General features: G+C 70.8%; 12 protein-coding genes. 4 read left to right on the forward strand and 8 right to left on the reverse strand.

The window, feature by feature from the left end:
• Window positions 1-217 precede the first annotated feature (217 nt).
• The 3 genes from ACIA1L_RS12545 to ACIA1L_RS12555 are packed head-to-tail and all read left to right on the forward strand — an operon-like array spanning window position 218 to window position 3,712.
• Window positions 218-2,803 (forward strand): FtsK/SpoIIIE domain-containing protein, encoded by a 2,586-nt coding sequence (locus tag ACIA1L_RS12545; RefSeq protein WP_396072768.1) that lies wholly within the window; start codon window positions 218-220, stop codon window positions 2,801-2,803.
• Window positions 2,796-3,434, forward strand: coding sequence for a hypothetical protein (locus tag ACIA1L_RS12550; RefSeq protein ID WP_396072769.1), 639 nt, complete (start codon window positions 2,796-2,798; stop codon window positions 3,432-3,434). The genes ACIA1L_RS12545 and ACIA1L_RS12550 overlap by 8 nt, the downstream gene beginning before the upstream one ends.
• A 17-nt stretch (window positions 3,435-3,451) precedes the next feature.
• A complete protein-coding gene (locus ACIA1L_RS12555) occupies window positions 3,452-3,712 on the forward strand; it encodes a hypothetical protein (RefSeq protein ID WP_396072770.1) in 261 nt (86 codons plus the stop codon).
• 46 nt (window positions 3,713-3,758) lie between these two features.
• Here the strand turns inward: ACIA1L_RS12555 and ACIA1L_RS12560 are convergent, their stop codons facing one another.
• From ACIA1L_RS12560 to dacB, 7 genes are all read right to left on the reverse strand, one after another.
• Complete coding sequence (locus ACIA1L_RS12560) at window positions 3,759-4,163, reverse strand: RidA family protein (protein ID WP_396072771.1); 405 nt, start codon at window positions 4,161-4,163, stop codon at window positions 3,759-3,761.
• Window positions 4,153-4,827, reverse strand: coding sequence for a GTP cyclohydrolase I FolE (gene folE, locus ACIA1L_RS12565; RefSeq protein WP_396073054.1), 675 nt, complete (start codon window positions 4,825-4,827; stop codon window positions 4,153-4,155). The genes ACIA1L_RS12560 and folE overlap by 11 nt, the downstream gene beginning before the upstream one ends.
• Window positions 4,824-6,854 (reverse strand): ATP-dependent zinc metalloprotease FtsH, encoded by a 2,031-nt coding sequence (ftsH, locus tag ACIA1L_RS12570; protein ID WP_396072772.1) that lies wholly within the window; start codon window positions 6,852-6,854, stop codon window positions 4,824-4,826. Before ftsH ends, folE begins: the two co-directional genes overlap by 4 nt.
• A gap of 380 nt (window positions 6,855-7,234) precedes the next feature.
• On the reverse strand, window positions 7,235-7,810 hold the full coding sequence (hpt, locus tag ACIA1L_RS12575) for a hypoxanthine phosphoribosyltransferase (protein ID WP_396072773.1): 576 nt from the start codon (window positions 7,808-7,810) through the stop codon (window positions 7,235-7,237).
• 116 nt (window positions 7,811-7,926) lie between these two features.
• On the reverse strand, window positions 7,927-8,904 hold the full coding sequence (gene tilS, locus ACIA1L_RS12580) for a tRNA lysidine(34) synthetase TilS (RefSeq protein ID WP_396072774.1): 978 nt from the start codon (window positions 8,902-8,904) through the stop codon (window positions 7,927-7,929).
• A gap of 9 nt (window positions 8,905-8,913) precedes the next feature.
• Window positions 8,914-9,972 carry a zinc-dependent metalloprotease gene (locus tag ACIA1L_RS12585; protein ID WP_396072775.1) on the reverse strand — a complete coding sequence of 353 codons (1,059 nt, stop codon included), beginning with the start codon at window positions 9,970-9,972 and terminating at the stop codon, window positions 8,914-8,916.
• Window positions 9,973-10,021: 49 nt separating this feature from the next.
• Window positions 10,022-11,632 (reverse strand): D-alanyl-D-alanine carboxypeptidase/D-alanyl-D-alanine-endopeptidase, encoded by a 1,611-nt coding sequence (gene dacB, locus ACIA1L_RS12590; RefSeq protein ID WP_396072776.1) that lies wholly within the window; start codon window positions 11,630-11,632, stop codon window positions 10,022-10,024.
• A gap of 251 nt (window positions 11,633-11,883) precedes the next feature.
• Between dacB and ACIA1L_RS12595 the strand changes: the two genes are divergently transcribed.
• Window positions 11,884-12,387 carry an inorganic diphosphatase gene (locus ACIA1L_RS12595; protein WP_396072777.1) on the forward strand — a complete coding sequence of 168 codons (504 nt, stop codon included), beginning with the start codon at window positions 11,884-11,886 and terminating at the stop codon, window positions 12,385-12,387.
• A 62-nt stretch (window positions 12,388-12,449) separates the two neighbouring features.
• On the opposite strand, the gene eccD is transcribed toward ACIA1L_RS12595, so the two are convergent.
• Window positions 12,450-13,889: a type VII secretion integral membrane protein EccD gene (gene eccD, locus ACIA1L_RS12600; protein ID WP_396072778.1), complete on the reverse strand. Its 1,440-nt coding sequence runs from the start codon at window positions 13,887-13,889 to the stop codon at window positions 12,450-12,452.
• Window positions 13,890-13,989 lie beyond the last annotated feature (100 nt).

A 13,989-nucleotide genomic window follows, 5' to 3' on the forward strand; every position in this document is an offset into this window, starting at 1 on the left:
CCGGCGGCGGGGTGGGCGGGTTCGCAGGCTGCACCCTTCAAAGGCTAGCGGTTTCCCCTGTGGACGCGACCACCGTCCGGGACGGAGATTTCCGTCGATATTTCGGGCCTGGGGCCGCTGCCCGACCTCGGGGCTGGGAAGATTGACCGTCGGCTGCGGGCCGGGGATCGATAACCGTTCGCAGGGTACGGTGTGAGCGCACACGGAGGTGAGGGCGGTGAATTCGACGGGGCGGATCGATCAGGCCGCTGCCCTGCACCGCCAGGCGGAGGCGACCGCCGTGGCTGCCGCTGTCGCGTTGGAGGGGCAGGTTGCGCCGGCCGCCGAGCTGCTGGAGCAGCATCGGCTGGCAGAAGCGTTGCGGGCTGCGGCCGGGGAGTTGGCTCCTGGGTGGCTTGGTTCGCCGCTCGACGCCCTCTCGCCCAGCACTCCGCTAGGTGGCGCTCACCCTCCGCAGTTTGTTCGGCTGGGTGTGGCCCAACCGCTGGATGATGCCCGGTTCCCCGCCATCGTGCCGTTGCTGGGCAGCGGGCATCTGACCGTCGATGCCGACGCCCGGGACCCGCGGGTTTCTGGCCTGTTGCGCAGCCTGCTGCTGCGTCTGCTCGCTGCCGCGCCCGCCGGGTCGCTTCTCCTGAGAGCCGTCGACGGTACGGGCGGAGGCACCGTTTTCGCCCCCTTCGACGCCCTGTCCGATGCGGGTTTGCTGTCGCCGCCGGCCACCGACCGGGCTGGGCTGCGGGAGATGCTCACCGAGGCGGAGAAGTGGCTGCGCCCGGTTCGGGGCGGCACGGTCCGCCGCAGCCGCCGCGATCGCGTGATGCTGCTGGTCATCGCGAGTCTGCCGGAGTTGACGGAGGGCGCCGACCTGGTACGGATCGCGGCGTTGGCCCAGCAGGGTCCGGAGTCGGGCCTGCATCTGGTGGTGGCGGGCTGGCCGCCGCCACCGTTGACTGCGGAGACCACGCAGGCGCCGCTGCCGCGTACCACGCAGGTGTCGGTGCGCAATCCGTATGCGGTGATCGGCAATCCGCCCGGCGCGACGTTCGGTTCGATCCCGGAGGCGGTGTGGTTGAACGCCCCGGTGTTCTTGGATGACGATCCGCCGCCGCACCTGGTCGACGCCGTGTGCCGGGAGTTGGCCGCCCATTCGGCTGCTGCCTCCCGGGTGACGCTGACCGACCTGTTGCCGGAGCCGGCTGACGAGGTGTGGGCCGGCGATGCGAGCGACGGTCTTGGCACCACGGTCGGCCATGACGGCGACACTCCGGTGTTGCTGCAGTTCAACGACCTTACTCCACACTGGATGGTTGGCGGTCGGTCCGGCGCCGGCAAGACGGCCTTCCTCATCAATGTTCTGTACGGTCTGGGCGCCCGGTACAGCCCCGACGAGCTCAACCTCTACCTGCTGGACTTCAAGGAAGGCGTCTCGTTCGCCGAGTTCGTGCCGACCGCCCGGGACCGCACCTGGCTGCCGCATGCACGGGCCGTGGGTGTCGAGTCGGACCGCGAATACGGCCTCGCCGTGCTGCGGGAGCTCGACGCAGAGATGACCCGGCGGTCGGTGGCTTACAAGCGGGCCGGGGTCACCAAGTTCGCGGATTTGCGGGCGGTGGCAGCCGAGGAGGGCCGCGGCAAACCGATGCCGCGGGTGCTTTGCGTCATCGACGAGTTCCAGGTGCTGCTGGCCGGCAACGATCCGATGGCCGGCGAGGCCGTGCAGCTACTGGAGTCCTTGGCACGCAAGGGTCGCTCGTACGGAATCCATCTGATCCTTGCCAGCCAGACGGTCCTCGGCGTCGAAGCCCTCTACGCGAAGCGTGATTCGATCTTCGGCCAGTTCCCGGTGCGCATCGCGTTGCCGGGCGGCGGCGACGTTCTGGAACCCACAAACGATTCGGCGGCCGGGCTACCGCTCGGCACCGCGGTCATCAACACGGCTGGCGGGCTGGGCGGTCCCCGGGGCGCAACCCGCGGTCACGAGCGCATGGTGCGGTTCCCCGACCCGCACGCCGACCGTACGGTGCTCAGCGACCTGCGGCACCGGCTGTGGGGCGCCCGGGATCAGGAGGCGCAGCCGCCGCGGATCTTCGCCGGGTACGCCCGCCAGCACCTCGCCGACGATCCGACCTATCGGGCGGCGTTGGCCGGGCGGGCGGGACGACCGTCGGCGCTGCTCGGCCGGGTCATCGACGTCAGCCTGTCCACCGCGGTGTTTCCGCTGGACGCTTCGCCGGGCCGGCACCTGGCTGTCCTGGGCTCACAGCTCGCCGGCGCGGAGGTGTTGGATGCGGCCGCCCGCGGGGTCGCCGCGTTCCATGCGCCGCGGACCGCGCGGTTCGTCATCTGTTCGTTGGTCGCGGAGGGCGATGCGCTTGCCAGGGAGCTGGCTGCCGAGATCGGCCACCGGCAGGAAGTGGTCGTGGTGGACGCCGCCGGCCTCAGCGCCGAGTTGGACGTCGAGCAGCCCGGCTACCGCGTGGTGTTCGGCATGGACGCGGTGAGCCCGGGCTCGTTGCCGACGCTGCGTCGCGTGCTGCGCGAAGGGCCAGGCCGGGGGGTGCACCTGCTGTCCTGGTGGCGGGGAGTGCGTCGGTTCTCCGACGAAACCGGCGGCAGCGCGGGCCGCGAAGACGTCGCCGGTTTGGTCTTCCTCAACGTGCCGCAGCAGGAGGTCAGCCTGATGCTGGGGCAGAGCGTGGACTGGCAGCCCCGGGAGAATCGGGCGCTGCTGCACGACCGGCATGCCGACCGTACGGTGACGATCGTGCCCTTTGCCCGACCCGAGGCCGACGATGACTGACCAACCCAGCGCGTGGGACGACTATCTCGCCGCCGCGCAGCGGCTGGACGCGGTGCGGCGCGCGGCCAGCGCTGCCGCCGGCGAGCAGGCCGTGACCGCGCAGGCGGCGCAGCAGGAGCTGCTGGCGGTGCGCGCCCGGCTGGCGCCGCAGCGGTCCCGGCTGGCGCAGGATTTCGGCGTGCCGGAGGCCCGACTCATTCCGCTGCAGGCCGAGCAGGCCGCCGCCGCGCAGGCCGTCAGCGGCGGTCCGGCAGCCGTCCTCGCTGCGCTGCGCCAGGCGCGTGCGACGGCCGACGCCGCGGACGCCGGCATGCTGGGGCCAGGGCCGGGCGAGCCGCTGCGCCCATGGGCTCGCAATCTCCTCGTGTACGGCCCGTTCGCCGCGGCCGTCCTCATCGTGCAAATCATTCTCTACCTGGTGGCGCCGGCAGGGTCGCTGCCGACGTACGCGCTGCTGTGTGGGTTGAGCCTCCCGCTGCTCGCGTACGCGCTGGGCTGGCTGACGATCGGCTTCGTCTACGGCGGCGGCCCGGAGCGGGTGGACCGTACGCCGGTGGTGGGCGCCGTGACCTGTTTGACGCCGGTCCTGTTGACCTGCATGGGTGTCGGCCTGCTGGCCTTCATCAAATAGCTGCCGGGAGGGCTGCGATGGCGAGCGTCGAGGAGATCAAGGCGAACGTGGCGGCCTCGGTGGATGGCGCGCAGCGGGCGGTCACGGGCATCCAGCAGGTCACGGACCAGCTGGACGACGCACTGGCCCGGCTGCGGATCACCGCGATCGGCTCGCTGCACCCCTCGGTCGCGGCGGCGATCGCCCAGCTTGAGCAGGCCCGCACCCGCTTGGACGAGGCCGCAACCCTCACCCGCGCCGCCATGGACAGCGCCGACACCTACCGCATGATCGTCTGACCGGCTCCGGCCGGCTGGGCTGAGGCCAGGCCGACGAAGGCCGCTGTCAGGCCGGCAGCGCCGCTGTCAGGTCCACCTCGACGAGTTGTCCCTGGTAGCCGAGGGCGGCCACCCCCAGCAACGTGCTGGCCGTGGTGAAGGCCGGTGCCAGCGCCGAGGCGTTCAGCTGTTGCCACACGGCGGCCAGGACGGAGCTGTCCGAGCTGACCACGTAGACGACCGAGCGAACCACGTCGGCGGGCTGCGTACCGGCCGCTTCGAGCACGGCCAGGCAGTTGCTGATCACCTGGTCGGTCTGCGCGGCATAGTCACCGGGCTGGCCGACGACCGCGCCGGCGAGGTCGAGCGGGCACTGCCCGGCGAGGTGGGCCAGGCGACCGGCCGAGGAGATCGTCACATGGCTGTAGCCGGCCGGCTCGTGCACGGTCGGCGGGTTGTACTTAGCGAGCATTGATGAGGGCCATGGCTTCGGCGCGGACCTTGCCGTCGCGCTGGAAGGCGCCGCGGACCGCGGAGGTGACCGTGCGGGCGCCGACTTTGCGGATGCCTCGCATCTCCATGCAGAGGTGCTCGCACTCCAGGACGACTATGACGCCGCGCGGGTCGAGCTTGTCCATCAGCAGGTCGGCGATCTGGCTGGTCAGCCGCTCCTGGACCTGGGCGCGCCGGGCGAACACCTCGACGAGGCGGGCCAGCTTGGACAGGCCGGTGATGCGGCCGTCCGCGCCGGGAATGTAGCCGATGTGGGCGACGCCCTTGAACGGCAGCAGGTGGTGCTCGCAGAGGCTCATCAGCTGGATGTCCCGGACGAGCACGAGTTCCTCGTGGTTGGCCTCGAACGAGGTGGTGAGGACCTTGGCGGGGTCGACGCGCAGGCCGGCGAAGAGTTCCGCGTAGGCGCGGGCGACCCGGGCCGGGGTGCGTTCCAGACCGTCGCGGTCCGGGTCCTCGCCGAGGGCGAGCAGGATTTCCCGGACCGCTTTCTCGATGCGGGCCAGGTCGACGGCCTGCTCGACCGGTGATCCGGTGAGTTTGCCGTCGACCAGCCGCGCCGCGAGGTAGTCGAGCTCGTCGGAGTCGTCGGGCTCCGTTGCGCTCGAGTCGAACGTGTTCAGTGTGCGCCTTCCGAGGTGCCGTTCGGGTTGGGCTCGGCGCTGCTCCCGCCGCCCACCGCGACCTGACCGTCGGCCTCGGCCTGCGCCTTCAGCTTGTCCCGCTCGGTCGGGGTGAGGACGGGCGGCGCCTCGGAGGGCAGCCGCTTGCCGAACCCGTTGAACGGGGACATCGGCGCGCGCTTCTGCACGCGGGCGCAGATGCGGTCCATGTCCTGCTGGGTGATGGTTTCCTTCTCCATCAGCTCCAGCACCATGGCGTCGAGGACGTCGCGGTATTCGACCAGGATCTCCCACGCCTCGTCGTGCGCCAGCTCGATGAGCGCGCGCACCTCGGCGTCGATCTCGGCGGCGACGGCGTCGGAGTAGTCCCGCTCGTGGCCCATGTTGCGGCCCAGGAACGGCTCGTCGTTGTTCGAGCCGTACTTGACCGCGCCCAGCTTGGAGCTCATGCCGTACTGGGTGACCATGGCCCGGGCGAGGCCGGACGCCTTCTCGATGTCGTTGCCGGCGCCGGTGGTGGGCTCGTGGAAGACCAGCTCCTCGGCTGCCCGGCCACCCAGCGCGTACGCCAGGGTGTCGATCATTTCGGCGCGGGTCTGGGTGTACTTGTCTTCGGTCGGCAACACCAGCGTGTGGCCCAGCGAGCGGCCGCGCGGCAGGATCGTCACCTTGTGCACCGGCGCGGAGTGCGGCAGCGCGTGGGCGACCAGCGCGTGCCCACCCTCGTGGTACGCGGTGATCTTCTTTTCGCTGTCGCTCATCGCGCGGGTCCGGCGCTCCGGGCCGGCGATGACCCGGTCGATCGACTCCTCGAGGAACTCGTTGGAGATGGCCCGCTTGTCGTTACGGGCGGTGAGCAGCGCCGCCTCGTTGATGACGTTGGCGAGGTCGGCGCCGGAGAAGCCGGGGGTACGCCGGGCGACCGAGTCGAGGTCGACGTCGGGCGTGAACGGCTTGCCCTTGGCGTGCACCCGCAGGATCGCCTTGCGGCCTTCCATGTCGGGGTTGTCGACCGGGATCTGCCGGTCGAAGCGGCCCGGGCGCAGCAGCGCCGGGTCGAGGATGTCCGGCCGGTTGGTGGCGGCGATCAGGATGACGCCGCCCTTGGTGTCGAAGCCGTCCATCTCGACGAGGAGCTGGTTGAGGGTCTGCTCGCGCTCGTCGTGGCCGCCGCCCATGCCGGCGCCGCGGTGCCGGCCGACGGCGTCGATCTCGTCGACGAAGACGATGGCGGGCGCGTTGGCCTTGGCCTGCTCGAAGAGGTCGCGGACCCGGCTCGCGCCGACACCCACGAACATCTCGACGAAGTCGGAGCCGGAGATCGAGTAGAACGGCACGCCGGCCTCACCCGCAACGGCCCGGGCCAGCAGGGTCTTACCCGTGCCGGGCTGGCCGAAGAGCAGGACGCCCTTGGGGATCTTGGCGCCGAGGGCCTGGTACTTCGCCGGGTTCTGCAGGAAGTCCTTGATCTCCTGCAGCTCCTCGACGGCCTCGTCGGCACCGGCCACGTCGGCGAACGTCGTCTTGGGCATGTCCTTGGTCAGCATCTTGGCCTTGGACTTGCCGAAGTTCAGGACCCGGGAACCGCCGCCCTGCATCTGCGACATGAACAGCAGCAGCAGGATCACGAGGATGGCGATCGGCAGCAGGTTGACCAGCAGGCTCAGCAGGATGCTGTCGCCGTTGACGGTGGCGTCGAAGGTGCCGGTGATCCGGCCCGCGGTCTTCGCCTCCTGGACCTTGGCCCAGACCTCGTCCGACAGCTCGTACGGATACTGGGTCTCGATCTTGTCCGTGGTGGTCTCGCCGAACCGCTCCGGGTTCTCCAGTTCGAGCTGGAGGGTCTGTTCCTTGTCCTCCTGGACGACCTTCTTGATGTTCGGCTGGTTGAGTCGCTCGAGGACGACCGAGGTCTTCTCTCGGTGGTAGCTCGGACCACTGGTGAAGTAAGAGCTCAGCGCAATCGCACCGAGGGTCACCAGAATGATCCAGACCACCGGGCGGCGGAAGAAACGCGTACGTTCCATACTGTTGTCGGGCGGCGATGCGCCCGGACCCTCCTGATCGGCGTCCTGGTCACCTGGGTGGACGTGCCTCCGCCCGCGGGCACCGACGCCGGTATCCGAGTCGCGGAGACGTTGCCGTTTCGATTTCCTCCGGGCGTTGAGGCAAACCCCAGCGACCCGTTCGCTTCCGATCCGGCCCCTCCGGCGCACGTGACACTGCGCCATCGGTCACTCGACGGTACACCGTGGGTGCCTCCCACGACTGCGTCAGCCCGGCTCCCGGAGGGGCCGCAGTCACCCGCAGTTCACGCGCGCGCAGTCGGAAAACCGCCGCAAAGACGGACAATACCCCGCGCGTCGGGACCGGTCGCCCGAATCCTGAGAGTCACCTGGGAGCCTGTTCAGCTACGGGCGTACACCTCGGGCTTGAGCACTCCCACGTACGGGACCTCGCGGTACCGCTCGGCGAAGTCCAGGCCGTAGCCGACCACGAACTCGCTCGGAATGTCGAAGCCGACGTACTTGGTGGGCACCGGGACCTTGATCGCGTCGGGCTTGCGGAACAGGGCCACCACCTCGACGCTCGCCGGCTGGCGGGAGCGGAGGTACTTCATCAGCCAGGACAGCGTCAGACCGGAGTCGACGATGTCCTCGACGACCACGACGTGCCGACCGGCGATGTCGCGGTCCAGGTCCTTGAGAATGCGCACCACCCCGGAGGATGTGGTGCCGGAGCCGTACGACGAGACGGCCATGAACTCCATCTCGGAGTAAGGACCCTGCCGGCCCAGTGCGCGGGCGAAGTCCGCCATGAACATGACCGCGCCTTTGAGCACGCAGACCAACAGCACGCCATCCTCGGCGTCCGCATAGTCGGCGGCCACCTGCTTGGCCAGCTCTTCGGTCTTCTCGCGGATCTGCTCCTCGGAGATGATCACGCGGTCAATGTCGGCGTCGTACCAGGAGCCGTCTGCCATGTGCCTAGCCTGCCGTATGCGGCGGGCTCCGCGCCGGCGGGGGCAGCGGTCGGTATCGGGAAAAGCCCGCGTTATGGAACGAAACAACCGGTTAACGCCACGCTCAGTGACATCTTTCACAAGGGCAGAGGCACTAGATCGGGTCCCTGGCGGCCGACCAGGATGCCGTCGGGCAACGCGGTCGGTCCCTGCCCGTGCCACGCCGTGACCAGGGAATCCAGCGCCATGACGTGCCGGTGGGACAGAGCCGCGCCGCCCGCGCCCAGCTCGGCGGCCCAGGAATGCAGCACCCGGCTCCGGATCGCCGGGGCCAACTCGGTCAGTGCGGCCACGGAGAGTCCTCGAGGCGTGCGGACAGCCTTCAGCGCCACGGCAGCGACGGAATCGAGATAGTCGACGTCCGAAGCGAGCAGCGCCGCGGTCCGGGCCAGGTTGCCGACCACCGCGGGTCCCAGCGCGGCGACGAGCGCGGGCAGCGCGCCGGAACGGACTCTCGCGCGGGTGAACGCCGGATCCGCGTTGTGTGGGTCAGCCCAGGCGGACAGGCCGAGCACGGCACAGGCGTCGCGGGTGTTCGCCCGAGTGACGTCCAGCAGCGGCCGGACGAACAGCCCTCGCCGCCGGGGCATCCCGGAGAGTCCCCGCGGCCCCGCCCCCCGGGCCAGGGCCAGCAGGACCGTTTCCGCTTGATCGTCACAGGTGTGCCCGAGCAGCACCGCGGCAGCGTCGAATCGGGCAGCGGCGGCGGACAGTGCCTCGTAGCGAGCATCACGGGCAGCCGCCTCAGGACCGCCCGGCCGCCCAACGACGTCGACCGTAGCCACCTCGACCGGATCGAACCCGGCCGTGCGTGCCCACTGCGCGACCGCTGACGCGCGCACCGCCGAGCCTTCCTGCAGGCCGTGGTCGACCGTGACCAGCCCGGCGGCAATGCCGAGCCGCGGTGCGACGAACGCCGTAGCGGCGGCCAGTGCCAGCGAGTCAGCGCCGCCGGAGCAGGCGACGAGCACCGGCCCGGCGAGCCCCGGCCCGGCGGTCAACTCCCGCTTGACGGCCGTGCGGATGGTCGCCACGGCAGGCGGGATGCGGGCCACGAGAAGAGGCTACGTCGCGAGACCGACCGGCCCGTGCACCCGCGCCACCCAGGCGTCCGGGTCGCTCAGCTCGTCGAGCCGCGGCAGGGTCAGCGGGGAGCTGAAGATCTTGTTGAAGCCGGTCATCCCGACCCGTTCCACGACGCCGTGCACGAATTTGCGGCCTTCGGCGTACTGACGCATCTTGACCTCGATGCCGAGCAGCCGGCGGATGGCTTTCTCCAGGGGGTTGCCGCTTTCGCGGCGCTGGTTGAACTTGGCGCGAATGGACTCGACGGACGGGATGACCTCCGGGCCGACGCCGTCCATCACGAACTCGGCGTGCCCTTCCAACAGCGTCATAAGCGCGGTCAGCCGGTCAAGGACGGCTTTCTGGGCCGGGGTCTGCACGATGTCGAGCACCGACGACCGGCTGTCCGGGTCGCGCAGCGCGTCCGACAGCGTGGCGACCCCGCGGCGCAAGCGCTCGAGGATGTGCTCCCCGCTTTGCGAGGCGTCCACGAAGGCCTGCACCTCGCCGAGGAAGTAGCCGCGCATCCACGGCACCGCTTGGAACTGGGTGAGGTGGGTGACCTCGTGCAGGCAGACCCACAGCCGGAAGTCGCGGGAGTCGGCGCCGAGTTTGCGCTCCACCTCGACGATGTTGGGCGCGTTGAGGAGGAGCTGACCCGGCTCCGCGGAAAAGACCTCGTATTGGCCGAGGACCCGGCCGGACAGGTAGGCCAGCACCGTGCCGGCTTGCACGCCGGTGACCCGGGAGCCGATGGCATCGGTGAGCGCGCCGGGCTGGCGGTCGCCGGAGAGCCGACTGACCAGCGGGATGATGACTTCCTTGAGCCCGGCGATGTTGACCGCCGCCCAGTCCTTACGGTCGACGATCCGCACCGGCGGCCCTTCGACCTGCGCGGTCAGCCCGGTGTACGCGGCGACGTGCTCCCGCGCCTCGTCGGTGAGCTCCCGCAGCTGGGTGACCACCTGCATGGCTTCCTCGTAGGACACCGCGGGGCCGGATTTCGACAGCGCGCCCGCGGTGGCGGCGGCCAGATCCCAGTCAACGAACTGCGCCATGCTGACCACCGTACCCGCGGAAGACCAGCTCCAGACCCGGAGAAATCCCCTACTGGCAGCCGCAGCTCACGAGTGCGGCGGCGATCCGGTCAAGGGCCGCGCGCGTCTCGTCGTAGCCGCCGGTGTCGTCCGCCAGGATCGCGAAGACCAGCAGGCGCCCGTCCTTGGTGATCAGGTTGCCGGAGATGGCGTGGACCCCGGTGAGCGAGCCGGTCTTGGCGCGGACGAGACCCTGACCCGCCTGGTTGGACTCGGGCGCCACGAACCGCTTCTTCAGGGTGCCGGACCAGCCGGCGACCGGCAGCCCGCCGGACATGCTGCTCAGCGCCGGGTGTTTGCCCGCAGCGGCCAGCGTCAGCAGGTCGGTGAGGAGCCGAGGGCTGATCCGGTTCTTCAGGGAGAGTCCGCTCGCGTCGGACAGCTGAGCCTGGTCGGCGGGCAGGCCCAGCTCGGTCAGCTTGGCGCTCATGGCCGCGGCAGTGCCCTCGAAGGTTGCCGGCTGCCCGGCGGCCAGCGCGACCTGCCGGGCCAGTGCCTCGGCCAGCACGTTGTCGCTCTGGTCGAGCATCCAGTCCAGGACGTGCACCAACGGTGGTGACTGCACGACACCCAGCTCGGAGCCGGGAGCGCCGGCCGTGGGCGCCGCGGAGGACTCCGGCGAGGCGGGTGCCTTACCCTCGCGGACCGCGGAGGGGTCGAGGCCGAGCTGGGCGGCGAACGCTTCCCCGGCGGCACGCGCGGGGTCGGGGAACCGCGGATCGCCGTCCTCGTCGTGCACGGGGTCGATCCGGCCGCCGTTGGTCATCAGCGCCTGGATCCGGGCGGTCTGCCCGCCGCCGATCAGGCCGGGCTCCCAGCCGGGTCCGGTCTCCGAGCCGCTGAACAGCGACTTGTCGATCACGACGGCGGTCGGCTTCTTCCCGCCGAGCGCCTTCTTGACCTGGGCGGCGAGCTGGTCGAGGCGGGCCGCGCCGGGGAACAGGTCGTCCTCGTCGACGGCGAGGGACGCGTCACCGCCGCCGATCAGCACGACCTCACCGGACGCGGCTCCGGCCACGGCCCGGGTGCTGAGCCGGTAGGCCGGGCCGCGGGCGGCCAGCACGGTCGCCGCGGTGATCAGCTTGGTGGTCGAGGCAGGGGTGGTCAGGGCGCCCGGGTTCCGCTCGTACAGGGCGGTGCCGGTCGCCGGATCGACGATCGAGATGTTGACGCGCGATCCCAGCGCGGGTGCGTCGACCAGCGAGGCGATGGCCGCGCGGATTCCGGCGGCGGTCGGTGCGGTTCCGGCGGCGGCGGCCAGCACGGGAGTGGGCGCGGGATCCGGGGCCCGGGTGGCGGCCTGCTTCGCGGCCGGGTCGTCCGACAGCCAGCCGTCGATCGGCCCGGGCCGCACCACGAACAGCACGCCGGCCAGCAGCACGACCAGGATCAAGGACGCCAGTGCCACCATTTTCGTACGCCGGACCGAACCGGTGCCCGGCTTCGCCGCTGCCGCACGCCGGCTCGCCGGGTGGTCCGGCCCGGTGACCTGGCCGCCGGGCGTGGCGGGGGGTCGCTCGACGGGCGGGAAATTTCGCACCGTCTGCGGCACCGGGGCGCCGTTCGGCGGAATCGAGGATCGGCCGTACGTCGTACCGGCGGGGCGCGGCTGCGGTGCCACAGGAGGCACACTGGCCCGCCCTACCCCACTAGCGCCGTTCTGTTGCCTCGACACGCCGTCAGGTTCGGGACCATTCTGTGAATCTTGCCTCCCCACGCGCCCCTCCCCGGTTCGTAGCGTCAGACTTAGGGGAGACTACAAACATCCGGCACACCGGCGCGCACGGATCCTGCGGGGCTCACAGCTGCCCTGCTCCTGCGCCGGACCCCACTGCGGCCGGTCCGAGTCCGGGGCGAACAAGGGAGCGAACTATGGATTTCGACGTATTGGTTGAGATCCCGAAGGGCCAGCGGAACAAGTACGAGGTCGACCACAAGACCGGCCGTATCCGGCTTGACCGCACGCTCTTCACCGCCACGCAGTATCCGGCTGACTACGGATACATCGAGGGCACCCTCGGGCAGGACGGTGACCCCCTGGACGCCCTGGTACTGATCCAGGAGCCGACGTTCCCGGGCTGCCTCGTGCGCTGCCGGGCCATCGGCATGTACCGGATGACGGACGAGAAGGGCCGCGACGACAAGGTCCTCTGCGTGCCGTTCGAGGACCCGCGCCAGGAGCACCTGCGCGACATCCACCACCTGGGCGAGTTCGACCGGATGGAGATCCAGCACTTCTTCACGGTCTACAAGGACCTCGAGCCGGGCAAGTCGGTCGAGGGCGCGACCTGGACCGGCCGGGTGGAGGCCGAGGAGGAGATCCGCGCGTCCTTCAAGCGGGCCGAGGCGGCTGAGGAGCACGGCGAGGGTCACTGACCCACTAGTTCTTTCTGCGATGGCCGGGCTTTTGCCCGGCCATCGTGCTTTATCCGCCGGCGTCAGCCGATGCTGATGCTGCTGACCAGGCCGTACAGGCCGACGACCGAGCAGGCGACCGGGATCACCGCGACCACGGCGAGGCCGTCGAGCAGGTCCGCCGCACGGCCCAGGTAGGGCGAGGGCGCCTTACGGGACCAGGTGGCGCCCGCCGCGACGGTTGCCATCGCCAGCAGCAGACCGGCCACGCTGACGCCCAGCAGCATGGTCTCGCCGGCGCCGGCCAACAGCTCGGCGCCGAGCACGAAAAGGCCGAACAGGCCGCCCGCGATCAGCGGCACCCGCTGGCGCAGCGTCACGAAGAGCCGGGACCGCAGCAGGAGAGCGGCGACGGCAAGGGCGGTCAGGATCCGCGCAGCGGTCCCGTCGGACGACGCCAGCACCACGAAGGCTGCCGCCGCCAACACGGCGTGACCGATCAGCATGCCGGTCAGCAGCTCCTCGGTGCGGCTCACCGCGGCGAAGACCCGCTTGCGCTCGGGCAGCTCCCGCGCGGCGTCGGCGTTTGTCGGCCGAGCACCGGTGAAGCCCTGCTCAGCCTCCGCACCCGTGGGCAGGGTGACCGGCGGTGTGGGCAGCTTGCCGAACCGGATCGCCAGCAGCGGCAGGGCGCCGATGCCGCACACCAGGATCGACATGACGACCGCGGCCGCGCCCGCCGCCGAGGTCAGCAGGCCGGTGAGCGCACCGATCGCGCCCAGCAAGCCGGCGGTCACCCCCGCCGTAAAGATCCGCAGCGACGCCGCCACGCCGACCCCGCACAGCGCCGCGAACAGCAGCAGGGCCGCCGACCCCGCCAGCAGCTCCGGGCCACCCAGCCACGGGAGCAGGGGAAACACCCCCGCCGGGTCGGTCACGCCTTGGCCGACCAGCACTGCGCCGCCGGCGAACGCGTACGGCAGCGAGAGGCCGCCCAGGGCAGCTCCGGCGCGCGCGTCCCCGTACGCACGCGAAGCAGTGACGCCCGCGAGGGCGAGCAGCAGTCCCACGCCGAGGCCCGCGAACGCCGCGCCGCCCCAAGCCGGTCCGGACAGCAGCACGGCGCACAGCCCGAGGGAGAGCAGCACCGCGGCGGCGACGAGCGTGGCCGTACGGGTGGAGGTGGGCGACCAGATGGTGCCGCGTCGGCGTGCGCCTTCGGCGATGGCCTCCACAACGTCGTCGTATTCGAGCTCGGGCCAGTCCTCGCGGGCCGGCACGAGGTGCAGCACTTCGCCGTCGCGCACGCCTTGGGGGAAGAGGCCCTGCCCGGTGGCGAGGGCGACACCGTCGGTGCGGCGCAGGAGCCAGCCGCCGTGCCGCTCGCCGTCGTCGGCCAGGCCTTCGCCCGCGTGCCGCAGGACCTCGGGGAGCAACTCGGCGAGCGGGACGTGTTCGGGCAGTGCCACATCGACGCGGCGCGATGGCGCGCTGATGGTGACCCTGGCCAGGCCGATACTCATGGCCGATCTCCCATCTGCGAGGCTGCGGAACTCGAGGGACTTTACCTATCCTTGGCGCTGCGCGGTGTACCGGCGACGATCATCGCGGACGGGGATGCTG

It is taken from the genome of Actinoplanes sp. NPDC051859 (assembly GCF_044452725.1).
Classification (GTDB): domain Bacteria; phylum Actinomycetota; class Actinomycetes; order Mycobacteriales; family Micromonosporaceae; genus Actinoplanes.

Coding starts and splice junctions, on each gene's coding strand:
- ACIA1L_RS12550 (WP_396072769.1), top strand. CDS start 2,796: ATGACTGACCAACCCAGCGCGTGGGACGACTATCTCGCCGCCGCGCAG.
- ACIA1L_RS12555 (WP_396072770.1), top strand. CDS start 3,452: ATGGCGAGCGTCGAGGAGATCAAGGCGAACGTGGCGGCCTCGGTGGAT.
- ACIA1L_RS12560 (WP_396072771.1), bottom strand. CDS start 4,163: ATGCTCGCTAAGTACAACCCGCCGACCGTGCACGAGCCGGCCGGCTAC.
- ftsH (WP_396072772.1), bottom strand. CDS start 6,854: ATGGAACGTACGCGTTTCTTCCGCCGCCCGGTGGTCTGGATCATTCTG.
- hpt (WP_396072773.1), bottom strand. CDS start 7,810: ATGGCAGACGGCTCCTGGTACGACGCCGACATTGACCGCGTGATCATC.
- ACIA1L_RS12585 (WP_396072775.1), bottom strand. CDS start 9,972: ATGGCGCAGTTCGTTGACTGGGATCTGGCCGCCGCCACCGCGGGCGCG.
- ACIA1L_RS12595 (WP_396072777.1), top strand. CDS start 11,884: ATGGATTTCGACGTATTGGTTGAGATCCCGAAGGGCCAGCGGAACAAG.
- eccD (WP_396072778.1), bottom strand. CDS start 13,889: ATGAGTATCGGCCTGGCCAGGGTCACCATCAGCGCGCCATCGCGCCGC.